The 25,711-nt window shown below is 71.4% G+C and carries 23 protein-coding genes and 1 pseudogene; 20 read left to right on the forward strand and 4 right to left on the reverse strand.

Annotated elements, in window-relative coordinates; translation table 11 throughout:
- The first annotated feature begins 116 nt into the window (after positions 1-116).
- The 15 genes from pgsA (at position 117) to NP777_RS17235 (ending at position 16,353) form a co-directional block, all read left to right on the forward strand.
- Positions 117-785, forward strand: coding sequence for a phosphatidylinositol phosphate synthase (gene pgsA, locus NP777_RS17165; protein ID WP_256651019.1), 669 nt, complete (start codon positions 117-119; stop codon positions 783-785).
- Positions 782-1,744: a phosphatidylinositol mannoside acyltransferase gene (locus tag NP777_RS17170; RefSeq protein WP_256651020.1), complete on the forward strand. Its 963-nt coding sequence runs from the start codon at positions 782-784 to the stop codon at positions 1,742-1,744. Before pgsA ends, NP777_RS17170 begins: the two co-directional genes overlap by 4 nt.
- Positions 1,741-2,901 carry a glycosyltransferase family 4 protein gene (locus NP777_RS17175; RefSeq protein ID WP_256651021.1) on the forward strand — a complete coding sequence of 387 codons (1,161 nt, stop codon included), beginning with the start codon at positions 1,741-1,743 and terminating at the stop codon, positions 2,899-2,901. Before NP777_RS17170 ends, NP777_RS17175 begins: the two co-directional genes overlap by 4 nt.
- Before the next feature lie 97 nt (positions 2,902-2,998).
- Positions 2,999-3,556 (forward strand): hypothetical protein, encoded by a 558-nt coding sequence (locus NP777_RS17180; RefSeq protein WP_256651022.1) that lies wholly within the window; start codon positions 2,999-3,001, stop codon positions 3,554-3,556.
- A gap of 270 nt (positions 3,557-3,826) precedes the next feature.
- Positions 3,827-4,744, forward strand: a complete 918-nt coding sequence (pdxS, locus tag NP777_RS17185) for a pyridoxal 5'-phosphate synthase lyase subunit PdxS (RefSeq protein ID WP_308405146.1) — start codon at positions 3,827-3,829, stop codon at positions 4,742-4,744.
- A gap of 91 nt (positions 4,745-4,835) precedes the next feature.
- Positions 4,836-5,456 (forward strand): pyridoxal 5'-phosphate synthase glutaminase subunit PdxT, encoded by a 621-nt coding sequence (pdxT, locus tag NP777_RS17190; RefSeq protein ID WP_256651023.1) that lies wholly within the window; start codon positions 4,836-4,838, stop codon positions 5,454-5,456.
- Between the two features lie 271 nt (positions 5,457-5,727).
- Entirely contained in the window at positions 5,728-6,480 is a 753-nt protein-coding gene (locus NP777_RS17195; RefSeq protein WP_037951606.1) for a YebC/PmpR family DNA-binding transcriptional regulator, read from the forward strand.
- A gap of 172 nt (positions 6,481-6,652) precedes the next feature.
- Positions 6,653-7,294 carry a crossover junction endodeoxyribonuclease RuvC gene (gene ruvC / locus NP777_RS17200; RefSeq protein WP_256651024.1) on the forward strand — a complete coding sequence of 214 codons (642 nt, stop codon included), beginning with the start codon at positions 6,653-6,655 and terminating at the stop codon, positions 7,292-7,294.
- The gene (gene ruvA / locus NP777_RS17205; protein WP_256651025.1) at positions 7,291-7,914 is read left to right on the forward strand and encodes a Holliday junction branch migration protein RuvA; all 624 of its coding nucleotides are present in this window, start codon (positions 7,291-7,293) and stop codon (positions 7,912-7,914) included. The genes ruvC and ruvA overlap by 4 nt, the downstream gene beginning before the upstream one ends.
- A 67-nt stretch (positions 7,915-7,981) precedes the next feature.
- Positions 7,982-9,070, forward strand: a complete 1,089-nt coding sequence (ruvB, locus tag NP777_RS17210; RefSeq protein WP_256651026.1) for a Holliday junction branch migration DNA helicase RuvB — start codon at positions 7,982-7,984, stop codon at positions 9,068-9,070.
- Between the two features lie 314 nt (positions 9,071-9,384).
- Positions 9,385-9,942: a preprotein translocase subunit YajC gene (yajC, locus tag NP777_RS17215; protein WP_256651027.1), complete on the forward strand. Its 558-nt coding sequence runs from the start codon at positions 9,385-9,387 to the stop codon at positions 9,940-9,942.
- A gap of 151 nt (positions 9,943-10,093) precedes the next feature.
- Positions 10,094-11,890, forward strand: coding sequence for a protein translocase subunit SecD (secD, locus tag NP777_RS17220; RefSeq protein WP_256651028.1), 1,797 nt, complete (start codon positions 10,094-10,096; stop codon positions 11,888-11,890).
- A gap of 1 nt (position 11,891) precedes the next feature.
- Positions 11,892-13,013 (forward strand): protein translocase subunit SecF, encoded by a 1,122-nt coding sequence (secF, locus tag NP777_RS17225; RefSeq protein ID WP_256651029.1) that lies wholly within the window; start codon positions 11,892-11,894, stop codon positions 13,011-13,013.
- A 17-nt stretch (positions 13,014-13,030) separates the two neighbouring features.
- Positions 13,031-13,627, forward strand: a complete 597-nt coding sequence (locus NP777_RS17230; protein WP_256651030.1) for an adenine phosphoribosyltransferase — start codon at positions 13,031-13,033, stop codon at positions 13,625-13,627.
- A 194-nt stretch (positions 13,628-13,821) separates the two neighbouring features.
- Positions 13,822-16,353, forward strand: coding sequence for a RelA/SpoT family protein (locus NP777_RS17235; RefSeq protein ID WP_256651031.1), 2,532 nt, complete (start codon positions 13,822-13,824; stop codon positions 16,351-16,353).
- Between the two features lie 69 nt (positions 16,354-16,422).
- Here NP777_RS17235 and NP777_RS17240 read toward each other — a convergent pair whose 3' ends face one another.
- A complete protein-coding gene (locus NP777_RS17240) occupies positions 16,423-17,652 on the reverse strand; it encodes a DUF349 domain-containing protein (protein ID WP_256651032.1) in 1,230 nt (409 codons plus the stop codon).
- Between the two features lie 209 nt (positions 17,653-17,861).
- Entirely contained in the window at positions 17,862-18,725 is an 864-nt protein-coding gene (locus NP777_RS17245; protein ID WP_256651033.1) for a peptidylprolyl isomerase, read from the reverse strand.
- Between the two features lie 152 nt (positions 18,726-18,877).
- Between NP777_RS17245 and NP777_RS17250 the strand changes: the two genes are divergently transcribed.
- Both NP777_RS17250 and hisS read left to right on the forward strand, forming a co-directional pair.
- Positions 18,878-19,594 carry an MBL fold metallo-hydrolase gene (locus NP777_RS17250; RefSeq protein ID WP_256651034.1) on the forward strand — a complete coding sequence of 239 codons (717 nt, stop codon included), beginning with the start codon at positions 18,878-18,880 and terminating at the stop codon, positions 19,592-19,594.
- A 13-nt stretch (positions 19,595-19,607) separates the two neighbouring features.
- A complete protein-coding gene (gene hisS, locus NP777_RS17255) occupies positions 19,608-20,870 on the forward strand; it encodes a histidine--tRNA ligase (protein WP_256651035.1) in 1,263 nt (420 codons plus the stop codon).
- 127 nt (positions 20,871-20,997) lie between these two features.
- On the opposite strand, the pseudogene NP777_RS17260 reads toward hisS, so the two are convergent.
- A pseudogene (locus tag NP777_RS17260) lies at positions 20,998-21,657 on the reverse strand (ABC transporter ATP-binding protein); the annotation flags it as partial.
- Between the two features lie 185 nt (positions 21,658-21,842).
- On the opposite strand from NP777_RS17260, the gene NP777_RS17265 reads away from it, so the two are divergent.
- Entirely contained in the window at positions 21,843-22,499 is a 657-nt protein-coding gene (locus NP777_RS17265; RefSeq protein WP_256651036.1) for a vitamin K epoxide reductase family protein, read from the forward strand.
- Positions 22,500-22,552: 53 nt separating this feature from the next.
- Complete coding sequence (locus NP777_RS17270) at positions 22,553-23,941, forward strand: replication-associated recombination protein A (RefSeq protein ID WP_256651037.1); 1,389 nt, start codon at positions 22,553-22,555, stop codon at positions 23,939-23,941.
- Positions 23,942-24,067: 126 nt separating this feature from the next.
- Here the strand turns inward: NP777_RS17270 and NP777_RS17275 are convergent, their stop codons facing one another.
- Entirely contained in the window at positions 24,068-24,970 is a 903-nt protein-coding gene (locus NP777_RS17275) for a DUF2470 domain-containing protein (protein ID WP_391858530.1), read from the reverse strand.
- Between the two features lie 55 nt (positions 24,971-25,025).
- On the opposite strand from NP777_RS17275, the gene rpsD reads away from it, so the two are divergent.
- A complete protein-coding gene (gene rpsD, locus NP777_RS17280; RefSeq protein ID WP_256651039.1) occupies positions 25,026-25,637 on the forward strand; it encodes a 30S ribosomal protein S4 in 612 nt (203 codons plus the stop codon).
- The last annotated feature ends 74 nt before the right edge of the window (positions 25,638-25,711 follow it).

Raw genomic sequence — 25,711 nt, forward strand, 5'->3', positions numbered from 1 at the left:
CGCGCGGGGTCATGGAGCTGTCCGACAGGTGCACGGCACCCCTCCGGGGCGTGGCTACGATGGGCGCGCCGGTGGCCTCTTGACCACCCGGCCCGTTTCGACCCCCCGGGAAGGCCATGCTGAACAAGTACGCGCGTGCATTCTTCACGCGTGTTCTCACACCGTTCGCCGCCCTGCTGATCCGTCTCGGGGTCAGCCCAGACGCGGTGACCCTCACCGGCACCGCCGGCGTGTGCGCGGGCGCACTGGTCTTCTATCCCCGGGGGGAGTTCTTCTGGGGCACGGTCGTCATCACGCTGTTCGTCTTCTCCGACCTGGTCGACGGCAATATGGCACGGCAGCTGGGACGCTCCAGCCGCTGGGGCGCGTTCCTCGACTCCACGCTGGACCGGGTGGCCGACGGCGCGATCTTCGGCGGTCTGACGTTGTGGTACGCGGGCAGCGGGGACGACAATGTGTTGTGTGCGGTGACGATCTTCTGCCTCGCCAGTGGCCAGGTGGTCTCGTACACCAAGGCCCGCGGCGAGAGCATCGGCCTGCCGGTGAACGTCAACGGGCTGGTGGAGCGTGCCGAGCGGCTGGTGATCTCGCTGGTGGCGTGCGGCTTCTCGGGGCTGCACAAGTTCGGCGTGCCGCATATCGACATCCTGCTCCCGATCGCCCTGTGGGTCGTGGCCGTCGGCAGCGCGGTGACCCTCGTCCAGCGGGTGGTGACGGTGCGCCGGGAGGCTGCCGAGGCGGACGCGGAGGAGCGGACGGTGCCCCAGGGGGGCGAGGCGCGGTGAAGGAGAGGCTGACCGACGCGCTGTACGGACTCGGCTGGAGCACGGTCAAGAAGCTCCCGGAGCCGGTCGCCGTACGCCTCGGGCAGCGCATCGCCGATCAGACGTGGAAGCGGCGCGGCAAGGGGGTGCTGCGCCTGGAGGCCAATCTGGCGCGCGTGGTGCCGGATGCCTCGCCCCGGCGGCTGGCCGAGCTGTCGCGGGCGGGCATGCGCTCGTACCTGCGCTACTGGATGGAGTCCTTCCGGCTTCCGGCGTGGAGCCCGGAGCGGATACGGGGCGGCTTCGACGTCAAGGACGTGCACTATCTGGTGGACGGTCTCGCCGAGGGCCGGGGCTTGATCCTGGCGCTGCCCCACATGGGCAACTACGACCTCGCCGGGGCCTGGGTGACCACCCATCTGGGGGTGCCCTTCACCACGGTCGCGGAGCGGCTGAAGCCGGAGTCGCTGTACGACCGGTTCGTGGCCTACCGCGAGGGGCTGGGCATGGAGGTGCTGCCGCACCAGGGCGGGAGCGCGTTCGGGACGCTGGCGCGGCGGCTGCGCGCGGGCGGTCTGGTGTGTCTGGTGGCCGACCGCGATCTGTCGGCCTCGGGCGTGGAGGTGTCGTTCTTCGGAGAGCGGGCGAAGATGCCGGCCGGGCCCGCCGCGCTCGCCCTGCAGACCGGCGCCGCGCTGCTGCCGGTGACCCTCTGGTACGACGAGTCGCCGGTGATGCGCGGGCGGGTGCACCCACCGGTCGAGGCGCCCGGGGACGGGAACCGCGCGGAGCGGATCGCCGTCATGACCCAGGAGATGGCCGACGCCTTCGCCTCGGGGATCTCCGAGCACCCGGAGGACTGGCACATGCTGCAGCGGCTGTGGCTCGCGGACCTGGACCGCGGTCCCGAAGGTCCCGGCGGTCCCGGGAGTCCCGGAAGTCCTGGCGGCCCGGGTCGCCCTGAAAGGGAGAAGCCTTGAGGATCGGGATCGTCTGCCCGTACTCCTGGGATGTCCCAGGCGGCGTCCAGTTCCACATCCGCGATCTGGCCGACCATCTGATCCGGCGCGGCCACCAGGTCTCCGTGCTGGCCCCGGCGGACGACGAGACGCCGCTGCCGCCGTACGTGGTCTCCGCCGGGCGCGCGGTGCCGGTGCCGTACAACGGCTCGGTGGCCCGGCTGAACTTCGGCTTCCTGTCGGCCGCGCGGGTGCGCCGCTGGCTGCACGACGGCGCCTTCGACGTCATCCACATCCACGAGCCCACCTCGCCCTCGCTGGGGCTGCTGGCCTGCTGGGCGGCGCAGGGGCCGATCGTCGCGACGTTCCACACCTCCAATCCGCGCTCCCGGGCCATGATCGCCGCGTATCCGATCCTGCAGCCGGCGCTGGAGAAGATCAGCGCGCGGATCGCGGTGAGCGAGTACGCGCGCCGGACGCTGGTGGAGCACCTGGGCGGCGACGCGGTGGTCATCCCCAACGGCGTCGACGTGGACTTCTTCGCGGACGCCGAGCCGAAGGAGGAGTGGCGGGGGGAGACGATCGGCTTCATCGGCCGGATCGATGAGCCCCGTAAGGGGCTGCCGGTGCTGATGCGCGCCCTGCCGAAGATCCTCGAGGCCCGGCCGGGGGCGCGGCTGCTGATCGCCGGGCGCGGCGACGAGAAGGAGGCCGTGGCCGATCTGCCCGCGCCGCTGCGGGAGCGCGTGGAGTTCCTGGGGATGGTCAGCGACGAGGACAAGGCGCGGCTGCTGCGCAGCGTCGATGTCTACATCGCGCCCAATACGGGCGGCGAGAGCTTCGGCATCATCCTTGTCGAGGCCATGTCGGCGGGCGCCGCGGTCCTGGCCAGCGATCTGGACGCGTTCGCCCAGGTGCTGGCCGGGGGAGCGGCGGGTGAGCTGTTCACCAACGAGGACGCCGACGCCCTGGCCGCCGCCGCGGTGCGGCTGCTGGGTGACGAGAAGCGGCTGGCCGAGCTGCGGGAGCGGGGCAGCCGGCACGTACGGCGCTTCGACTGGTCGACGGTGGGGGCGGACATCCTCGCGGTCTACGAGACGGTGACGGACGGGGCGGCGTCCGTGGCCGCCGACGACCGTACGCGGCTGTGGGCGCGGCTGGGGCTCGCCAGGGACTAGGACCCGCCCGGAGGCGCCTCACACCGCCGCACGCGGCGGCCCCGGCCGACGGCTCCACCCCGGACGCCGGAGGCGGCAGGCGGTACCGTGGCGGGCCGTGAGCACCTTGATCTGGATCGCGGTCGTACTGGTCGTCATCGCCGTCTATCTGAGCTGGACCGCGGGACGCCTCGACCGGCTGCACAGCCGTCTGGACGCGGCGCGGGCCGCGCTGGACGCGCAGTTGCTGCGGCGTGCCTCCGTCGCCCAGGAGCTGGCCACCGCCGGAGTGCTCGACCCCGCCGCCTCGATCGTGCTGTACCAGGCCGCGCACGCCGCCCGGCAGTCAGAGGAGGAGCACCGCGAGGTCGCCGAGAGCGAGCTGAGCCAGGCGCTGCGGGCCGTCTTCGAGGACAGCCCCCAGGCCGAGGCGGTACGGGGGGCGCCGGGCGGCGAGGACGCGCTGGGGGAGCTCACGGAGGCGGTGCGGCGGGTGCCGATGGCCCGGCGGTTCCACAACGACGCGGTGCGCGCGGCGCGGGCGCTGCGCCGCCATCGGACGGTGCGCTGGTTCCGGCTGGCGGGCCACGCTCCGTTCCCGCTCGCCTTCGAGATGGACGACGAGCCGCCGGTGGCGCTCGGGCGGGTGCCGGGCACCGAGGAGACCGAGCGCTGAGGAGCCGCTGCCCCGAGGGGGCGCCCGTCCGTGCCGAGGGGGCGCCCGTCTGCCCCGAGGGGGCGCCCGTCCTTCGCGTACCGAGGATTCACCGGCCGCTTCGAGCCACCGGCCTTTGATTGGCCCTTGCCGATCCCCGCCCCGACGCGGTTTTGTCATTCGTGTAGCACACACGCTCGTGACCTGGACCAGATGGCCGGGTCATGTTCGGGTATCGAACGGCCCTACGATGGGCTCATCGCACTTTTCATTATCGAGTGAGGTCAAACCGTGTCCATCACGCCCACCACGCCCAACTCCGACGCCCCCGCGACCGGCACCGCCCGCGTCAAGCGCGGTATGGCCGAGCAGCTCAAGGGTGGCGTGATCATGGACGTCGTCACCCCCGAGCAGGCCAAGGTCGCCGAGGACGCCGGTGCCGTCGCGGTCATGGCGCTCGAGCGGGTACCGGCCGACATCCGTAAGGACGGCGGCGTGGCCCGGATGTCCGACCCGGACATGATCGAGGGCATCATCAACGCCGTCTCCATCCCGGTGATGGCCAAGTCGCGGATCGGCCACTTCGTCGAGGCGCAGGTGCTGCAGTCGCTCGGCGTCGACTACATCGACGAGTCCGAGGTGCTCACCCCCGCCGACGAGGTCAACCACAGCGACAAGTGGTCCTTCACCACCCCGTTCGTCTGCGGGGCCACCAACCTGGGCGAGGCGCTGCGCCGGATCGCCGAGGGTGCGGCCATGATCCGTTCCAAGGGCGAGGCCGGCACCGGCAACGTCGTCGAGGCCGTGCGCCACCTGCGTCAGATCAAGGGCGAGATCGCCCGGCTGCGCGGCCTGGACAACCACGAGCTCTACGCCGCCGCCAAGGAGATCCGCGCCCCGTACGAACTGGTCGCCGAGATCGCGCGGACCGGCAAGCTGCCGGTCGTGCTGTTCTCCGCCGGTGGCGTCGCCACCCCGGCCGACGCCGCGCTGATGCGTCAGCTCGGCGCCGAGGGCGTGTTCGTGGGTTCCGGCATCTTCAAGTCGGGCGACCCGGCCAAGCGCGCCGCCGCGATCGTGAAGGCCACCACCTTCTACGACGACCCCAAGGTCATCGCGGAGGCGTCCCGGAACCTGGGCGAGGCCATGGTCGGCATCAACTGCGACACCCTCCCCGAGTCCGAGCGCTACGCCAGCCGCGGCTGGTAACCGGCGCCCGTACGGCACCACATGGCACCACGCGCCCCGGCCCGCAGGCCCGGCGCGTGGTGCCCCTGACGTTCGAGAGGTCTTCGCTTCCGTGACTACGTCGTCCATACCGGCCACGTCCACCGCCGACGCCCCCGTGATCGGTGTGCTCGCCCTCCAGGGCGATGTCCGCGAGCATCTCGCCGCGCTCGCCGCGGCCGGGGCCACGCCCCGTCAGGTCCGCAGGCCCGAGGAGCTCGCCGAGGTCGCGGCCCTGGTGATCCCCGGGGGCGAGTCGACCACCATGTCCAAGCTGGCGATCATCTTCGGGCTGCTGGAGCCGCTGCGCGAGCGGGTCCGGGCCGGGATGCCGGTGTACGGTACGTGCGCGGGCATGATCATGCTCGCGGACAAGATCCTCGACGGCCGGGACGACCAGGAGACCATCGGCGGCATCGACATGATCGTGCGCCGTAACGCCTTCGGCCGTCAGAACGAGTCCTTCGAGGCCGAGGTCGACATCCAGGGCATCGAGGACGGCCCGGTCGAGGGGGTCTTCATCCGCGCGCCCTGGGTCGAGTCCGTGGGCGGCGGTGCCGAGGTGCTCGCGACGTTCGACGGGCACACCGTCGCCGTCCGGCAGGGCAACGTCCTGGCGACCTCGTTCCACCCCGAGCTGACCGGCGACCACCGGGTCCACCGGCTCTTCGTCGATATGGTGCGGCGCGCGTAGCGCTCGGCCGCGGGCGGTGGCGGGAGACGGGAGGGCGGTGGGGCGCGCGTAGCGCTCCGTTGAGGGTGGTGGCGGGAGACGCGAGGCGGTGGGGCGCGCGTAGCGCTCCGTTGAGGGTGGTGGCGGGAGACGCGAGGCGGTGGGGCGCGCGTAGCGCTCCGTTGAGGGTGGTGGCGGGAGACGGGAGGGCAGTCCTCGCCGCAGGCTGGGCCGATCCCGGTAGGATCTCAAGCGTTCGTACAGCAATGGGTTACGCGAAGGAGACAGGCGGATGTCCGGCCACTCTAAATGGGCTACGACGAAGCACAAGAAGGCCGTGATCGATGCCAAGCGCGGCAAGCTCTTCGCGAAGCTGATCAAGAACGTCGAGGTTGCGGCCCGGATGGGCGGTGCCGATCCGGAGGGCAACCCGACGCTCTTCGACGCCATCCAGAAGGCGAAGAAGCAGTCGGTTCCGAACAAGAACATCGACAGCGCGGTCAAGCGCGGTGCCGGTCTCGAGGCCGGTGGCGCCGAGTACGAGACGATCATGTACGAGGGCTACGGCCCCAACGGCGTGGCCGTCCTCATCGAGTGTCTGACCGACAACCGCAACCGCGCGGCCTCCGACGTCCGCGTCGCCATGACGCGCAACGGCGGCTCGATGGCCGACCCGGGCTCCGTGTCGTACCTGTTCAACCGTAAGGGCGTCGTCATCGTCCCCAAGGGCGAGCTCACCGAGGACGACGTGCTGGGCGCGGTCCTGGACGCCGGCGCCGAGGAGGTCAACGACCTCGGTGAGTCCTTCGAGGTCATCAGCGAGGCCACCGACCTCGTCGCGGTCCGCACCGCCCTCCAGGAGGCGGGCATCGACTACGACTCGGCCGATGCCAACTTCGTGCCCACGATGCAGGTCCAGCTCGAGGAAGACGCCGCGCGCAAGATCTTCAAGCTGATCGACGCTCTCGAGGACAGCGACGACGTGCAGAACGTCTTCGCCAACTTCGACGTCTCCGACGAGGTCATGGCCAAGGTGGACGCCTGACGGCGGATCGGCACGGCGGTCGACGACAGGGACGGGCCGGCGGGGCAGCACCCCACCGGCCCGTCGGCGTTGTCCGCTGGTGTTGTCGGCGGGTGTTGTCCACGGGTGTTGTCGGCGCCAGCCGCTAGCCTGCATGAACAGATGACCGAAGCGCGGTGAGGGGAGGGGCGCGGTGCGTGTGCTGGGCGTGGACCCGGGGCTGACCCGGTGCGGCGTCGGCGTGGTCGAGGGGGTCGCGGGCCGCCCGCTGCGGATGCTCGGCGTCGGCGTCGTACGGACCGGGGCGGACGCCGCGACCGCCGACCGGCTCGTCCTCATCGAGCGCGGCATCGAGGAGTGGCTGGACACCCACCGGCCGGAATTCGTCGCCGTGGAGCGGGTGTTCAGCCAGCACAACGTCCGCACCGTCATGGGCACCGCGCAGGCCAGCGCCGTCGCCATGCTGTGCGCGGCCCGCCGCGGGCTGCCGGTCGCGCTGCACACCCCCAGCGAGGTCAAGGCGGCCGTCACCGGATCCGGGCGCGCCGACAAGGCGCAGGTCGGCTCGATGGTGACCCGGCTGCTGCGGCTGGACGCCCCGCCCAAACCGGCCGACGCCGCCGACGCGCTGGCGCTCGCCATCTGCCACATCTGGCGGGCCCCCGCGACCAACCGGCTCCAGCAGGCCGTCGCCGCCCACCGCACCACAAGCCCCGCCCGCACCACAAGCCCCGCCCGTACCACAAGCCCTGCCCGTACCCCGAGCACCGAGCGCCCGACGAGCCCCGCCCGTACCCCGAGCACCGAGCGCACCACGAAAGGCCGTACCTCATGATCGCGTTCGTCTCCGGTCCGGTGGCGGCCGTCGCCCCGGACACCGCCGTGATCGAGGTCGGCGGCGTTGGGATGGCGGTCCAGTGCACCCCGGCCACCCTGGCCGGGCTCCGCGTCGGCCAGCAGGCCCGGCTGGCCACCTCCCTCGTCGTCCGTGAGGATTCGCTGACCCTCTACGGCTTCGCCGACGACGACGAGCGGCAGGTCTTCGAGCTGCTCCAGACCGCCAGCGGGGTCGGCCCCCGGCTGGCCCAGGCCATGCTGGCCGTGCACTCCCCGGACGCGCTGCGGCTCGCGGTGTCCACCGGGGACGAGAAGGCGCTCACCGCCGTCCCCGGCATCGGCAAGAAGGGGGCGCAGCGGCTGCTGCTTGAGCTCAAGGACCGGCTCGGGGAGCCGCTCGGCTCCGCCGTGCCCGGCGCCCGCTCGGCGGCCGCCGCCCCCGGCTGGAGCGATCAGCTGCACACCGCGCTGGTGGGCCTCGGCTACGCCACCCGGGAGGCCGACGAGGCGGTGGCCGCCGTCACCCCACGGGCCGAGGAGACGGTGGCCGCGGGCGGTACGCCCCAGGTGGCCCAGCTGCTGCGGGCCGCCCTGCAGACCCTGAACCGCACACGGTGAGCCACCGCGGCCGCGGCAGGCCGCGACCGGACGCACCACCGAAGACGACATCGCGAGGCGAAACGCAGTGAACTGGGACGAGACCCCACCGGCCACCGCCGACGACGCCCCGTCCGGCGCGGGCGGCAGGCTGGTGGGCGCCGACGCCGACGGCGACGACCAGGCGGTGGAGGCCGCGCTGCGCCCCAAGGACCTCGGCGAGTTCGTCGGGCAGGAGCGGGTCCGCGAGCAGCTGGATCTGGTGCTCAAGGCGGCCCGGCAGCGCGGCGGCACCGCCGACCATGTGCTGCTCTCCGGCGCGCCCGGACTGGGCAAGACCACCCTCTCCATGATCATCGCCGCCGAGATGGGTGCCCCGATCCGGATCACCTCCGGCCCCGCCATCCAGCACGCCGGCGATCTGGCCGCGATCCTCTCCTCCCTCACCGAGGGCGAGGTGCTCTTCCTCGACGAGATCCACCGGATGTCCCGGCCCGCCGAGGAGATGCTCTACATGGCGATGGAGGACTTCCGCGTCGACGTCATCGTCGGCAAGGGGCCAGGGGCCACCGCCATCCCGCTGGAGCTGCCGCCGTTCACGCTGGTCGGAGCCACCACCCGGGCCGGGCTGCTGCCGCCCCCGCTGCGCGACCGGTTCGGCTTCACCGGACATATGGAGTTCTACGCCCCGGCCGAGCTGGAGCGGGTCATCCACCGCTCGGCCGGGCTGCTCGACGTGACCATCGAGCCCCAGGGCGCGTCCGAGATCGCGGGCCGCTCCCGCGGCACCCCCCGGATCGCCAACCGGCTGCTGCGCCGGGTGCGCGACTACGCCCAGGTCAAGGCGGACGGCCTGGTCACCCGCGAGATCGCCGCCAGCGCCCTGGCCGTCTACGACGTGGACGAGCGCGGCCTGGACCGGCTGGACCGGGCGGTGCTCAGCGCCCTGCTCAAGCTGTTCGGCGGCGGCCCGGTGGGCCTGTCGACCCTGGCGGTCGCCGTGGGGGAGGAGCGTGAGACCGTGGAGGAGGTCGCCGAGCCCTTCCTGGTCCGGGAGGGGCTGCTGGCCCGTACCCCCCGGGGACGGATCGGCACCCCGGCGGCCTGGGCGCATATGGGGCTCACCCCGCCGCCGCAGACCGCCGCCGGCGGTCAAGCGGGCCTCTTCGAGGCATGATGACTCAAGGCATGATGACTCGAGCCATCATGCAGGCATGATGGCTCGGGGACGCGGCGTGACGGCGCAGGACGTGCCATGACGGGCCGGACGGGCCGCGGCAAGGCATAAGCGCTCGCTTACCCTGCATCATGGCGTAGAGGACCAATAATGGCGGGGTCAGGAACCCCGGTACCGCGCCGGGCGTTGTTCCATTGGCGTGGGCTCGCTTAGACTCCGCCGATGCCGTCCGTATGCCGTCCGCTCACTGTGCGGTGTACCCACCCCCGTAGACCAGGCCGCTCCCCGCGGTCGTGTGAAGGAATTTCCGTCCCGTGAATATCGTGACTCTCCTGCCGTTCATCGTGCTTATCGGGGCCATGTTCCTGATGACGCGTTCGGCCAAGAACAAGCAGCGCCAAGCCCAGCAGATGCGCAATGATATGCAGCCGGGCTCCGGCGTGCGGACCATCGGCGGCATGTATGCGACGGTCAAGGAGGTCCACGACGACACGGTCCTCATCGAGGTCGCCCCCGGTGTGCACGCGATCTACGCGAAGAACTCGGTGGGAGCCGTCCTGTCGGACGCCGAGTACAACCGCATCGTGCACGGCATCGACCCCGACGAGGACGCCACCGACGACACCCCTGTCGTTCCCGACGACGCCTCCTCGCTGACCGAGGCGGCCGACGCCGACTCGCCCGCCGACAAGGTGGAGCTCGAGAAGGCCGATACGGCCGACAAGGCCGACGACGCGGTCGAGAAGGCCGCCGCGGCCGACGACGAGGCCGGGAAGACGGACGCCAAGAAGATCGAACTCGGCAAGGACGAGGCCGCCGCGGCGAGCACCTCCGAGGACGACAAGCGGGACGGCGGCACCGACGCGAAGTAAGTCCGTCATGCGAGAACCGCGGCGCGCCCTCGATCGGTGCGCCGCGGTTCCCTGGACGGTCTAGGCTCCGGCGGGGGCCCGTCCCCACAAGACTTCGTGGCCGCCCCGCGCACACCCCATGCGGGGCGGTTGGACAGGGAGATACGAGAAGGTGGCAGCACCGAAGAAGGGCCGCAGGTCCTCCGGGTCACAGGGCAGGCCAGGGCGACCCTTGGCCGTCATCCTGATCGCCATCGCGGCGCTGACCGGAGGCATGTTCGTCTCCGGTCACACCACGCCGCGACTGGGGATCGATCTCGCGGGCGGCACCAGCTTCACGCTGGAGGCCAAGAACCAGCCGGGCAAGCCCAACGCGATCAACACGGACAACATGAACACCGCCGTGGGGATCATCGAGCGGCGGGTCAACGGTCTGGGTGTGTCCGAGGCCGAGGTCCAGACGCAGGGCGAGAAGCACATCATCGTGAACATCCCCAAGGGGACGAACGCGAAACAGGCCCGGCAGCAGGTCGGCACCACCGCCCAGCTCTACTTCCGGCCGGTGGTCACGACCACCAGCGGCCAGAAGACCCCCGAGAAGCCCAACTCCACCCCCAGCCCGTCGGGCAGCGCCACCGGCAAGGGCCAGGACAAGGGTGACGACAAGGGTGGCAAGCCGTCCGGTACGCCGTCGGCCTCGTCATCGGCCTCCTCGTCCTCCTCCGCCAGCCCCAGCACCCAGGGGCGGGCCCTCTCCAAGGGCCTGAAGGCCGACGAGAAGCCCAGCGGGAGCCCCTCGCCGTCGAACACCCCGAAGCCCGACCCGTCCAAGAGCCCCTCGGGCTCCAGCGGCCAGGAAGAGCTGGCCAAGGAGTTCGCGAAGCTGGACTGCACCAAGCCGGCCGGACGCGCCGCGGCGGCCGAGAAGGCGGCCAACGCCAAGCCGACCGACTCGGTGCTGGCCTGCAGCCAGAAGGGCGACGCCAAGTTCGTCCTCGGTCCCTCCGAGGTCGAGGGCACCGACGTGGACGACGCCTCGGCGGTCTTCGAGAGCCAGAACGGGGCGGGCTGGATCGTCCAGCTCGACTTCAACAGCAAGGGCTCCAAGAAGTTCGCCAAGACCACCGGCGAGCTGACCAAGCAGCAGTCCCCGCAGAACCGCTTCGCGATCGTCCTGGACGGCGAGGTCGTCTCCGACCCCGAGGTCACCCAGGGCGCCATCACCGGCGGCCGGGCCACCATCTCCGGCGGCTTCACCCAGCAGAGCTCCGAGGACCTGGCCAACGTGCTGTCCTTCGGTGCGCTCCCGCTGTCCTTCGACATCGCCGACGAGACCACCGTCTCCGCCGCGCTCGGCGGTGAGCAGCTGGACGCCGGTCTGATCGCCGGTGCCATCGGCCTCGCGCTCGTCGTGATCTACCTGGTCGTCTACTACCGCGGTCTCGCCCTGGTCGCCATGGCCAGCCTCGGCGTCTCCGCGATCCTGACGTACACGATCATGGTGCTGCTCGGTCCTGGTATCGGCTTCGCGCTGAACCTGCCCGCGGTCTGCGGCGCGATCGTGGCCATCGGTATCACCGCCGACTCGTTCATCGTCTACTTCGAACGGATCCGCGACGAGATCCGGGAGGGCCGCTCGCTGCGCCCCGCCGTCGAGCGCGGCTGGCCGCGGGCCCGGCGCACCATCCTGGTGTCCGACTTCGTGTCCTTCCTGGCCGCCGCGGTGCTCTACGTCGTCACCGTCGGCAAGGTGCAGGGCTTCGCCTTCACCCTGGGTCTGACCACGCTGCTCGACGTCGCCGTGGTGTTCCTCTTCACCAAGCCGCTGATGACGATCCTCGCCCGCCGCCCGTTCTTCGGGAACGGCCACTCGTGGTCCGGCCTCGACCCCAAGCGCCTCGGGGCCACACCGCCGCTGCGCCGCCGCCGTTCCGCCGCCCCCGGCCCCGCTGACACGAAGGAGGCGTGAGATGTCGCGACTCGGCAATCTCGGCGCCAGGCTCTACCGAGGCGAGGTCGGTTACGACTTCGTCGGCAAGCGGAAGATCTGGTACGGCATCTCGATACTGATCACCATCACGGCCATCGTGGGCCTGGCGGTGCGCGGCCTGAACATGGGCATCGAGTTCTCCGGCGGCGCGGTCTTCACGACCCCGAACACCAAGGTCTCGAGCACCGATGTGCGTCAGGCAGCCGAGGACGCCGCCGGCGGCCACACCGTCGTCGTCCAGGAGCTCGGCCGCGGCGGGCTGCGGATCCAGATCAGCGAGCTGGGCACCAAGCAGGCGCTGCCGGTCCAGGAGAAGCTCGCCAAGGAGCTGGGCGTCAAGACCAACAAGATCGACACCCAGCTGGTCGGCCCGAGCTGGGGCGAGCAGATCGCCAGCAAAGCCTGGCAGGGTCTGGCGATCTTCATGGTGCTGGTGGTGATCTATCTCGCCATCGCCTTCGAGTGGCGGATGGCGCTGGCCGCCCTGATCGCCCTGATCCACGACCTCACCATCACCGTCGGCGTCTACGCGCTGGTCGGCTTCGAGGTCACCCCGGGCACCGTGATCGGTCTGCTGACGATCCTCGGTTATTCGCTCTACGACACCGTCGTGGTCTTCGACGGTCTCAAGGAAGCGTCGAAGGACATCACCAAGCAGACCCGCTTCACCTACAGCGAGATCGCCAACCGCAGCCTCAACTCGACCCTGGTGCGGTCCATCAACACCACGGTCGTGGCGCTGCTGCCGGTCGGCGCGCTGCTGTTCATCGGCGGCGGTCTGCTCGGCGCGGGCATGCTCAACGACATCTCCCTGGCGCTCTTCGTCGGCCTCGCCGCCGGTGCGTACTCCTCGATCTTCATCGCGACCCCGCTGGTCGCCGATCTGAAGGAGCGCGACTCGAGGATGAAGGCCCTGGCCAAGCGGGTGAAGGCCAAGCGCGCCGCGGCCGCCAAGGCCGAGGCGGCCGACCCGTCCGCCGAGGAGGACGACGCCCCGGCCCTGGAGGACGCCGCCGCGGCCCCCGCCGGAGTCGTCGGCCAGCGCCGCCAGCCCGCCTCCCGCAACCGGGGGCGCGGCCGGCCTTCGGGCAAGCGGCGATGAGCGGGGGAGCCCGAGCGATGACGGAGACCACGGAGACCACGCCGGGCAGCCCGGACGGATTCGGCGGAGCCTCCGCCGAGGAGCTGCGCACCCTGCTGCTCAGCCGCATCCAGGACGTGCCGGACTACCCCAAGCCGGGCGTGATGTTCAAGGACATCACCCCGCTGCTCGCCGACGCCGCGGCCTTCGCCGCGCTCACCGACGCGCTCGCCGAGCTGTGCCTCCGGCACCGGGCGGACAAGGTGGTGGGCCTGGAGGCGCGCGGCTTCATCCTCGCCGCCCCGGCCGCCGTCCGCGCCGGAATCGGCTTCGTGCCGGTCCGCAAGGCCGGCAAGCTCCCCGGGGCGACCCTCGCCCAGGCGTACGAGCTGGAGTACGGCACGGCCGAGATCGAGATACACGCCGACGCGCTGGAGCCCGGCGACCGGGTGCTGGTGATCGACGACGTGCTGGCCACCGGCGGCACCGCCGAGGCGTCCCTGCGGCTCATCCGGCGGGCGGGCGCCCAGATCGCCGGGGTCGCCGTGCTGCTCGAGCTCGGCTTCCTCGACGGCCGCGACCGGCTGCTGGGCTCGCTCGACAGCGCCCCGCTGGAGGCCCTGATCACGGTCTGAGCCGGGTTTACGGGCCCGTACACCGGGCCGGGAGGACCGCCGGAGGGCGGGGACGCGCATCGCGGGTCCCCGCCCTCCGCCATGCCGCCCCATGCCCCCGTCAAGCCCGGCTCGGCGGTCGGGAGGCAAGCGGAGTGGCGGGATCGATACCATGGCAGCCCGACCTTTTCGGGGCCGGACCGCTAGGAGTGCTCTTGCCAGACGAGGCCCAGCCGCTCTCGCCCGAAGTCCGTCCGGGCGGAACCCCCTCCGCACAGCCGGACGCGCCCACCGCCGCCGAGCCGACGGCGGCCCGCGGCGTGCCCAGGAACAGCGGTGACGGCGCGGTCCGGCGCGGCCCCGAGCAGACCAGCCCGAAGCCCGCCGCGGGCCGCGGCAACAGCCTGCCCGCCACCACGCCCCCCGCGCGCCCCGTGCAGAGCCCCGCGCCCCGCTCGGGCTCGTCCAACCGCGTCCGGGCCCGGCTGGCGCGCCTCGGCGTCCAGCGCTCCAGCCCTTACAACCCGGTGCTGGAGCCGCTGCTGCGCATCGTGCGCGGCAACGACCCCAAGGCGGAGGCCGCGACGCTGCGCCAGATCGAGCGCGCGTACCAGGTGGCCGAGCGCTGGCACCGCGGCCAGAAGCGCAAGAGCGGCGATCCGTACATCACCCACCCCCTCGCGGTGACCACGATCCTGGCCGAGCTGGGTATGGATCCGGCCACGTTGATGGCGGGGCTGCTGCACGACACCGTCGAGGACACCGAGTACGGCCTGGACACCCTGCGCCGTGACTTCGGCGATCAGGTCGCCCTGCTCGTCGACGGCGTCACCAAGCTGGACAAGGTCAAGTTCGGCGAGGCGGCCCAGGCCGAGACCGTGCGCAAGATGGTCGTCGCCATGGCCCGGGACCCCCGGGTGCTGGTGATCAAGCTGGCCGACCGGCTGCACAACATGCGCACCATGCGCTACCTCAAGCGGGAGAAGCAGGAGAAGAAGGCCCGCGAGACCCTCGAGATCTACGCCCCGCTCGCCCACCGCCTGGGCATGAACACCATCAAATGGGAGCTGGAGGACCTCGCCTTCGCGATCCTCTACCCCAAGATGTACGACGAGATCGTGCGGCTGGTCGCCGAGCGGGCCCCCAAGCGCGACGAGTACCTGGCCGTCGTCACCGACCAGGTCCAGGGCGATCTGCGGGCGGCGCGGATCAAGGCGACCGTCACCGGCCGGCCGAAGCACTACTACTCCGTCTACCAGAAGATGATCGTGCGCGGCCGCGACTTCGCCGAGATCTACGACCTGGTGGGCATCCGCGTCCTCGTCGACACCGTCCGCGACTGCTACGCCGCGCTCGGGACCATCCACGCGCGGTGGAACCCGGTGCCCGGGCGGTTCAAGGACTACATCGCGATGCCCAAGTTCAACATGTACCAGTCGCTGCACACGACGGTCATCGGGCCCAGCGGCAAGCCGGTCGAGCTGCAGATCCGCACCTTCGACATGCACCGCCGCGCCGAGTACGGCATCGCCGCGCACTGGAAGTACAAGCAGGAGGCGGTTGCCGGCGCATCCAAGGTGCGCACCGATGTGCCCCGTAAGGCGGGCAAGGACGACGCCATCAACGACATGGCGTGGCTGCGGCAGCTCCTGGACTGGCAGAAGGAGACCGAGGACCCGGGCGAGTTCCTGGAGTCCCTGCGCTTCGACCTGTCCCGCAACGAGGTCTTCGTCTTCACGCCCAAGGGCGACGTCATAGCGCTTCCGGCCGGGGCCACCCCGGTCGACTTCGCCTACGCCGTGCACACCGAGGTCGGCCACCGTACGATCGGCGCCCGGGTCAACGGGCGGCTGGTGCCGCTGGAGTCCACCCTGGACAACGGCGACCTGGTGGAGGTCTTCACCTCCAAGGCGGCGGGCGCCGGGCCGTCCCGCGACTGGCTGGGCTTCGTCAAGTCGCCGCGCGCCCGTAACAAGATCCGTGCCTGGTTCTCCAAGGAGCGCCGCGACGAGGCCATCGAACAGGGCAAGGACGCGATCGTCCGGGCGATGCGCAAGCAGAACCTGCCGATCCAGCGGATCCTGACCGGCGACTCGCTGGTCACCCTCGCCCATGAGATGCGCTACCCCGATATCTCCGCGCTCTACGCGGCGATCGGCGAGGGCCATGTCTCCGCGCAGAACGTGGTCGGCAAGCTCGTCCAGGCGCTCGGCGGCGAGGAGGCCGCCAACGAGGACATCGCCGAGACCGCGCCGCCCATCCGCCGCACCAAGCGCCGCTCCAGCGCCGATCCGGGCGTGGTGGTCAAGGGCGTCGAGGACGTGTGGGTCAAGCTGGCCCGCTGCTGTACGCCGGTGCCCGGCGACCCCATCATCGGCTTCGTCACCCGCGGCAGCGGCGTCTCGGTGCACCGCGCCGACTGCGTCAACGTGGACTCGCTCTCCCAGCAGCCCGAGCGCATCCTCGACGTCGAATGGGCGCCCACCCAGTCGTCGGTCTTCCTGGTGGCCATCCAGGTCGAGGCGCTGGACCGGTCCCGGCTGCTGTCGGACGTCACCCGCGTGCTGTCCGACCAGCACGTCAACATCCTCTCCGCGGCCGTGCAGACCTCCCGTGACCGGGTGGCCACCTCGCGCTTCACCTTCGAGATGGGCGACCCCAAGCACCTGGGCCACGTCCTGAAGGCCGTACGCGGCGTCGAGGGCGTCTACGACGTCTACCGGGTCACCTCGGCCCGCGCCCGCTGAGCACACGACGGCGGCGGCCCCCGGCGCCTTCGCGCCCGGGGCCGCCGCCGTACGCGGATCGGCGCACGCTCAGCCGCCGAACTCCTGGAGGCCCTTCAGCGCCTGGTCCAGCAGCGCCTGCCGGCCCTCGAGCTCCTTGGAGAGCTTGTCGGCCTTCGCGTTGTTCCCCGCCGCGCGGGCCGCGTCGATCTGGGACCGCAGCTTGTCCACGGCATCCTGCAACTGGCCGGTGAGCCCCGCGGCGCGGGCCCGCGCCTCGGGGTTGGTCCGCCGCCACTCCGTGTCCTCGGCGTCCTGGATGGCGCGCTCCACCGCGTGCATCCGGCCCTCGATACGGGCGCGGGCGTCCCTCGGCACATGGCCGATGGCCTCCCACCGCTCGTTGATCGACCGGAAGGCCGCACGGGACGCCTTGAGGTCCGAGATCGGCAGCAGCTTCTCGGCCTCGACGACGAGCTCCTCCTTACGGGTGAGATTCTCCCGCTGCTCGGCGTCACGCTCCGCGAAGACCTCGCTACGGGCCTGGAAGAAGATGTCCTGCGCGCCGCGGAAGCGGTTCCACAGGTCCTCCTCGGACTCGCGCTGGGCGCGGCCCGCGGCCTTCCAGTCCGACATCAGCTCCCGGTACCGGGCCGCGGTCGGCCCCCAGTCGGTGGAGCCGGAGAGCGCCTCGGCCTCGGCGACCAGCTTCTCCTTGGTCTGCCGGGCGTCCTCGCGCTGTGCGTCCAGGGCCGCGAAGTGCGCCTTGCGCCGCTTGGAGAACGCCGAGCGGGCGTGCGAGAAGCGGTGCCACAGTTCGTCGTCGGCCTTGCGGTCCAGCCGGGGCAGGCCCTTCCAGGTGTCCACCAGGGCGCGCAGCCGCTCCCCGGCCGCCCGCCACTGCTCGCTGGCGGCCAGCTGCTCGGCCTCGGCGACCAGGTCCTCCTTGGCCCTGCGGGCCTCGTCGGCCTGGACCGCCTTGGCCGCCTTGCGCTGTTCGCGGCGGACCTCGATCTCCCCGGCGAGCTTGTCGAGCCGCTTCCTCAGAGCGTCCAGATCGCCGACCACGTGATGCTCGTCGACCTGCTGGCGGATGTGCTCGATGGCCGTCGTCGCGTCCTTGGCGGACAGATCGGTGGTCTTGACCCGGCGCTCGAGGAGGCCGATCTCGACGACCAGACCTTCGTACTTGCGCTCGAAGTAGGCGAGGGCCTCTTCCGGCGATCCCGCCTGCCACGATCCGACGACCTGCTCCCCGTCGGCCGTACGCACGTACACGGTCCCCGCCTCGTCGACGCGGCCCCAAGGCTCGCTGCTCACAGCGCCTCCTCCACATGATGCCGGGGCGGGCGCGCGACCCGCGGGCATCGTCCACAGTTTCTTCCGGCCGGGATACGCCCTGGCCGGTCTCATATCAGGGTGGCGGCCATCGGGCCAGGCACCCTACACAACGCCAACATAGGCGACCGGTGCCCCGGCTGTCCGTATCCTGCGCGACCGAAATTTCGCAGTACGCGAGCCCGGCGGGCTCAGGACTCGCCGACCGTCGCCTTGTTGATCACCACGCTGGCGTTCGGGGCGGTGTTCATCGTCTGGTCCGGGGGAGCCGCCCCGGCGTTGGCGATCTTCTGCAGGACCTTCATCCCGGCCTCGTCCACGGTGCCGAAGGGCGTGTAGTCCGGCGGGAGGTCGCTCTTCTTGTAGACCAGGAAGAACTGGCTGCCGCCGGTGTTCCGGCCCTGCTTGGTCTGCGGGTTGTACTGGTTGGCCATGGCGACGGTCCCGGCCGGGTACTTGCCGCCCTTGATCGAGGCGTCCTTGAGGTTCTCGTCCGGGATGGTGTAGCCGGGGCCGCCCGCGCCGGTGCCCTGCGGGTCACCGCACTGGAGGACGTAGATCCCCTGGTTCACCAGCCGGTGGCACTTGGTGTGGTCGAAGTAGCCCTTGCCCGCAAGGAAGCTGAAGGAGTTGACCGTGTGCGGCGCCTTGCCCGCGTCCATGGTCACGGAGATGTCCCCGCAGGTCGTCTCCAGCTTCATGGTGTAGGAGGCCGACTTGTCGATCGTGACCGCCGGCTCCTTCTTCCACGACATCTTCTTCGGCTTCTTGTCCGCGACCGCCTTGGCCTCCTTGGCGCAGGGGTCCGGCGCCTTGCTGGTGGGGGCGGCCGAAGGGGTGGCGGAGGAGGCGGCGTCGTCCTTCTTGTCCTTGTCGTTCCCGGACAGCGCGCCGGTGGCCGCGACGGCACCGCCACCGGCCAGGACCACGGCCAGCACGGCGGCGATCACCACATTGCGCTGGCGCGACTTGTGCCGGGCGGTTTCGCGCCGCTGCTGCTGCCGAAGGTACTTCTCCCGGGCGAGTTGCCTCCGCCGCTGCTCGTTACTGACCACCGGGTCGTCTCCTCATGGCGTGTGCCGTCGGTGTGCTGCTGTTGTGTACGAGGGCTCGGCCGTACCGTATACGGGTTCGCTGTGGCCGGGGCGCCGCCGGTAGGCTCTGAAGCCGCCGACAATCTTCCACCGGACGACTTCTAAGGACGATCGTGCTCATTGCCGGGTTCCCCGCCGGGGCCTGGGGGACCAACTGCTACCTGGTCGCCCCCGCCGCCGGTGAGGAGTGCGTGATCATCGACCCGGGCCACCAGGCGGCCCAAGGCGTCGCGGAGGCGGTCGCCAAGCACCGGCTCAAGCCCGTCGCCGTCGTCCTCACCCACGGTCATATCGACCATGTCGCCTCGGTCGTCCCGGTCTGCGGCGCGCATGACGTACCGGCGTGGATCCACCCGGCCGACCGCTACATGATGAGCGACCCCGAGAAGGCGTTCGGGCGCTCCATCGGGATGCCGCTGATGGGTGAACTCACCGTGGGCGAGCCGGACGACCTCAAGGAGCTGGCCGACGGCGCCGAGCTGAAGCTGGCCGGTCTGGAGCTCACCGTCGCGCACGCCCCGGGCCATACCAAGGGGTCGGTGACCTTCCAGATGCCCGAGCAGGCGGACATCCCGTCCGTCTTCTTCGCGGGCGATCTGCTCTTCGCCGGCTCCATCGGACGCACCGATCTGCCCGGCGGCGATCACGCCGAGATCCTCGAGTCGCTGGCCCGTGTGGTCCTGCCGCTCGACGACTCGACCGTGGTGCTGTCCGGCCATGGCCCCCAGACCAGCATCGGCCGTGAGCGCGCCACCAACCCGTTTCTGCGGGAGGTGGCCGCCGGCCTGGGAGACGGCGCCCGGCGCCCGGCTCCGCGACGAGGAATGTGACGAGAGACTTCCGTTGAGCACCTTCAAAGCCCCCCGGGGCACGTACGACCTGATCCCGCCGGCCTCCGCGACCTACCTCGCGGTGCGCGAGGCGATCGCCGCACCGCTCAAGCGCTCCGGCTACGGCTATGTCGAGACCCCCGGTTTCGAGAACGTGGAGCTCTTCGCGCGCGGCGTCGGCGAGTCCACCGACATCGTGACCAAGGAGATGTACACCCTCACCACCAAGGGCGGCGACGAGCTCGCGCTGCGCCCCGAGGGCACCGCGTCGGTGCTGCGGGCCGCCCTGGAGGCCAATCTCCACAAGGCCGGATCGCTGCCGGTCAAGCTCTGGTACTCGGGCTCGTACTACCGCTACGAGCGCCCGCAGAAGGGCCGCTACCGCCACTTCTCGCAGGTCGGCGCGGAGGCGATCGGCGCCGAGGACCCGGCCCTGGACGCCGAGCTGATCGTCCTGGCCCACGACGCCTACCGCTCGCTCGGGCTGCGGAACTTCCGCATCCTGCTGAACTCGCTGGGCGACGCCACCTGCCGTCCCGTCTACCGGTCCGCCCTCCAGGACTTCCTGCGCGCCCTGGACCTGGACGAGGACACCCGGCGGCGCGTGGAGATCAACCCGCTGCGGGTGCTGGACGACAAGCGCGAGGCCGTGCGCGCACAGCTCGCCGACGCCCCGCTGCTGCGCGACTACCTGTGCGAGGAGTGCAAGGCGTACCACGCGGAGGTCCGTGAGCTGATCACCGCTCGGGGTGTGGACTTCGAGGACGACGCGCGGCTGGTGCGCGGCCTGGACTACTACACCCGCACCACCTTCGAGTTCGTCCACGACGGCCTGGGCTCCCAGTCCGCGGTCGGCGGCGGCGGCCGCTACGACGGTCTGTCCGAGATGATCGGCGGTCCGGCGCTGCCCTCGGTGGGCTGGGCGCTCGGTGTGGACCGTACGGTGCTCGCGCTGGAGGCCGAGGGCGTCGAGCTGAACCTCCCCGCCGCCGTCAGCGTCTTCGCGGTGCCGCTCGGGGAGGAGGCCCGCAAGGTTCTCTTCGGCCTGGTCGGCGAGCTCCGTACGGCGGGCGTCGCCACGGACTTCGCCTACGGCGGCAAGGGCCTCAAGGCCGCCATGAAGGCCGCCAACCGCAGCGGCGCCCGCTACGCGCTCGTGGCGGGCGAACGCGACCTCGCCGAGAACGTGGTCCAGCTGAAGGACATGGAGTCCGGCGAGCAGTCCCCGGTCCCGCTGACCGAGGTGGTCGAGGCGGTCCGCGCACGCCTCGCCTGAGCGACGCGACGCATGAGCATCGCCTGAGCGACGCACGAGTATCGCCTGACTGACGCTCGAAAGGGGGCCCGGGGAACGCGTCCCCGGGCCTCTTCGCCGTCCCTGCAGCAGCCCCAGCCGCATCGCGCCGGTGACGACCGTGGTGCGGTCGTCCACGCCCAGCTTGCCGAAGGCCCGCGGCAGTCAGCCGGTCGGACAGCGCCTCCGCCTCGTCCAGGTAGTGCGTGGTGAGCAGGATCGTGGTGCCCTCGTCGGCCAGTCGCCTTACCAGTTCCCAGAACCGCCGCCGCGCCGCCGGGTCGAAGCCCGTCGTCGGCTCGTCGAGGAGCAGCAGCTCCGGGCCGCCGATCACGCCGAGGGCCATATCCAGCCGGCGCCGCCGGCCGCCCGACAGCGCCTTGATCCGGCTGCCCGCCTTGTCCTCGAGACCGACCAGGCCGATGACCTCCTCGGGGTCGCGCGGCCGGGGGTAGTAGCGGGCGAAATGGCGCACGGTCTCGCGCACCGTCAACTCGGCCGGGGCGGATTCATCCTGCCAAACGATGCCGATTCGGGACCGCCGCTCGCGCCCTCCGGAGGCGGGGTCCCGGCCCAGCACCGTGACCTCGCCCGCGTCCCGGTTCCGACGGCCCTGGAGGATCTCCACCGCGGTGCTCTTGCCCGCCCCGTCGGGGCCCAGGACGCCGAACACCTCTCCCTGTCGAACGCCCAGGTCAACGCCGTCCAACGCGGTCACCGCGCCATAGCGCTCGCGCAGGCCGCGCACCCGTACCGCTTCGTCTGCCATGTCCATGAGCGTGACGGTGCCGCGGCGGTCCCGGGGACGATCGGGAAGCCCGTCTTATGTCCTCCGAACGGGGGACAGGGCACCATGGCATGACCGTGATAAGCGCGCCTTACGGCGACAGCGGGTGCGGCACAATGGGCGTGCCCGACGGGGCTGGAGACGGCGGAGAGCGACGGACGGCGAGTATGGCGACGACAGTGGTGGACGACGTGGAGTCCGACGAGGCGCGGGAGGGCGCGCGGGTCGGGACGGGCGGCAGTCGTGCCTTCGCCCTCCTGCTCGTGATCACCGGAGCGCTGGGCTTGCTGGCCGCCTGGGTCATCACGATCGACAAGAACAAGATCCTCGAGTACAAGGCCGACGGTAAGGTCTTCACGCCCGGCTGCAGCCTCAACCCCGTCGTCTCCTGCGGCAACATCATGGAGAGCGACCAGGCGCAGGCGTTCGGCTTCCCGAACCCGATGCTCGGGCTCGTGGCCTACTCCATTGTGATCTGCGTGGGCATGTCGCTGCTGACCGGGGCGCGCTTCCCGCGCTGGTACTGGCTGACCTTCAACGCGGGCACGCTGTTCGGCGTCGGCTTCGTGACCTGGCTGCAGTACGAGTCGCTGTACGTCATCGGCTCGCTGTGCCTGTGGTGCTGCCTGGCCTGGGTCGCCACCATCGTGATGTTCTGCTACGTCACCGGCCACAACCTCAAGCACGGATACCTCCCCGCGCCGGACGGGCTGCGGCGCGGGCTCATGGAGTTCCACTGGGTGGTCCCGGTGATGTGGATCGGCGTCATCGGGATGCTGATCCTGACCCGCTGGTGGGATTTCTGGACCGGCGCTCAGGGCTGAGCCCGCACCCTGCGCGCGGCGGCGTTGTCGGTGGGTTGGCATAGGCTTCCCGGGTGGAGCCAGACCTGTTCACCGCCGCCGCAGAGGACCGCCAGGAGAAGGATCCGGCCAGCAGCCCGCTGGCCGTGCGGATGCGTCCGCGCACCCTCGACGAGGTCGTGGGCCAGCAGCATCTGCTGCGCCCCGGATCCCCGCTGCGGCGGCTCGTGGGCGAGGGCGGCGGGGGCCCGGCCGGGCCGTCGTCGGTGATCCTCTGGGGCCCGCCGGGTATCGGCAAGACGACGCTGGCGTATGTGGTCAGCCAGGCCACCCAGAAGCGCTTCGTCGAGCTGTCGGCCATCACCGCGGGGGTCAAGGAGGTCCGGGCCGTCATCGACGGCGCACGCCGCTCCTCCGGGGCGTACGGGCGGGACACCGTGCTCTTCCTGGACGAGATCCACCGCTTCAGCAAGGCCCAGCAGGACTCGCTGCTGCCCGCCGTGGAGAACCGCTGGGTGACGCTGATCGCGGCCACCACCGAGAATCCGTACTTCTCCGTGATCTCCCCGCTGCTCTCCCGCTCGCTGCTGCTCACCCTGGAGCCGCTGACCGACGACGATCTGCGCGGGCTGCTGCGGCGGGCGCTCACCGACGAGCGCGGGCTCGGCGGGGCGGTCACCCTCCCCGAGGACGCCGAGGCGCATCTGCTGCGGATAGCGGGCGGCGACGCCCGGCGGGCGCTCACCGCGCTGGAGGCGGGCGCCGGGGCGGCCCTGGACAAGGGCGAGTCCGAGGTCACGCTCACCTCGCTGGAGGAGGCGGTCGACCGGGCCGCGGTGAAGTACGATCGCGCGGGCGACCAGCACTACGACGTGGCCAGCGCCCTCATCAAGTCCATCCGCGGCTCGGACGTGGACGCGGCGCTGCACTATCTGGCCCGGATGATCGAGGCGGGGGAGGACCCGCGGTTCATCGCCCGCCGGCTGATGATCTCGGCGAGCGAGGACATCGGCCTCGCCGATCCCACCGCGCTGCCCACCGCCGTGGCCGCGGCGCAGGCGGTCGCCCTGATCGGCTTCCCGGAGGCCGCGCTCACCCTGAGCCACGCCACCATCGCCCTGGCGCTGGCGCCGAAGTCCAACGCCGCCACCACCGCGATCGGCGCGGCGCTGGCCGATGTGCGGGCGGGCCTGGCCGGGCCGGTGCCGCCGCATCTGCGCGACGGCCACTACCAGGGCGCCAAGAAGCTCGGCCACGCGCAGGGCTATCTGTATCCGCACGATCTGCCGGGCGGCATCGCGGCCCAGCAGTACGCACCGGACAAGGTCCACGGCAAGCGGTACTACGAGCCCACGCGGTACGGGGCCGAGGCGCGGTACGCGGATGTGGTGGAGCGGGTGCGGGCGCGGCTGCGCGGCGACCCGCCGCCGTCCGCCGACGGCCCGGCCGCCACCTCGTCATAGCGGTCCGCCGACGGCCCGGCCGCCACCTCGTCATAGCGGTCCGCCGACGGCCCGGCCACGCCCTCGTCGTAGCGGTCGCCCCCGTCGGCGGCCGCCCCCGTCACCCCATCCGCTACGTGAACGCCCTCAGCCCGTCGCCGCGTCGAACAGGGCGTGCATCGCGTACCGCAGCTCGGACACGGTCCGCACCGGCTCGGGAAAGTCGAAGCGCGCGTCGAACGGCCGGTCCGCCTCGTCCGTGAAGCGCACCCGCAGACCGAAGCGGTCCAGCGCCACCGGGGTGGCCGGGCCCCGGGTGCAGACCAGGGCCGAGCGGTCGCCGAGCAGCGCGCACAGCCCGCGCACCTGCTCGCCGTGGGCGGCGTGCAGATGCTGGAGCAGATCGGCCTCGTGCCGGACCAGCGGATCGGGGTCGGCCGAGGTGAAGTCGTCCGGTTCGACGCCGTCCGCGCCCCACAGGTCGTCCACGCTCGCCTCGCCGACCTCCAGCCGCAGCAGCGTCCAGGCGGCCGTCCCGGCGGGTCCCACCCCGGCGGCCGGCTCACCGCGCCGCGGCGGCCGCGGCGCCTGGTCGAGGCCGAGCGATTCGCCCATCGGATGCCGCTCGGCCAGCAGCGCCGCCGCGGTGCGCGTGCGCTCACCGCAGGGGACGGGGGTGAGCCAGCCGGCCACCCAGGCGCGGCCGCGGATCCGGTGGGGCATCGCGACGGGGGCGACGTCGGTGATCTCCATCACGCAGGTCAGCTCGTCGTCCTGGGCGTGCGTGGCGGCGCGGGCGGTGGGGGAGGCGCTGGGCATCAGCAGCAGCACATCCCCGTCCGGGGCGACCGTACGGGCGACGGGACCGTCCACTCCCAGGTCGTCCAGGGCCTCGGTTCCGGGAATCGTCAACGAAGCCGTAGCCTTGGATTCAACGAGAGTACGTACGCGCTCTGCCGGCGTTGGCCGCAGGGTGCTTTCCATGGGACGCGGCTGACCCTCCTCGGGGCTCTGACCAGTGCTGGGCAGGGGGATCCCAGGTCGAAACATGCGTTCTCCTCGGCTAAGGTAAGGCTCACCTAACTTACATGGAGGTCCGTTCCCCGTGAACCAGTCGCGTCCCAAGGTCAAGAAGTCGCGGGCGCTCGGCATCGCGCTGACCCCGAAGGCCGTCAAGTACTTCGAGGCCCGCCCGTACCCGCCGGGCGAGCATGGCCGTGGCCGCAAGCAGAACAGTGACTACAAGGTCCGGCTGCTGGAGAAGCAGCGGCTGCGCGCCCAGTACGACATCAGCGAGCGCCAGATGGTCCGTGCCTACGACCGCGCCCGGAAGGCCGAGGGCAAGACGGGCGAGGCCCTGGTCGTGGAGCTCGAGCGCCGTCTGGACGCGCTCATCCTGCGGTCCGGTATCGCCCGCACCATCTACCAGGCCCGTCAGATGGTCAGCCACGGCCACATCGAGGTCAACGGCCGTAAGGTCGACAAGCCGTCCTTCCGGGTCCGCCCGGACGACGTGGTGATGGTCCGCGAGCGCAGCCGCGAGAAGGTCCCCTTCCAGGTGGCGCGCGAGGGCGGCTACGCCCCCGACGGCGAGACCCCGCGCTACCTCCAGGTCAATCTGAAGGCGCTCGCCTTCCGCCTCGACCGGGACCCCAACCGCAAGGAGATCCCGGTGATCTGCGACGAGCAGCTCGTCGTCGAGTACTACGCCCGCTGATCCGGCGGAGCCGACCGTACCCAGTCAAGCCCGCGGGCTCCCCCTCGACACCGGTCGACGGGGAACCCGCGGGC

This window comes from Streptomyces rugosispiralis, from assembly GCF_024505145.1.
Classification (GTDB): Bacteria; Actinomycetota; Actinomycetes; order Streptomycetales; family Streptomycetaceae; genus Streptomyces; species Streptomyces rugosispiralis.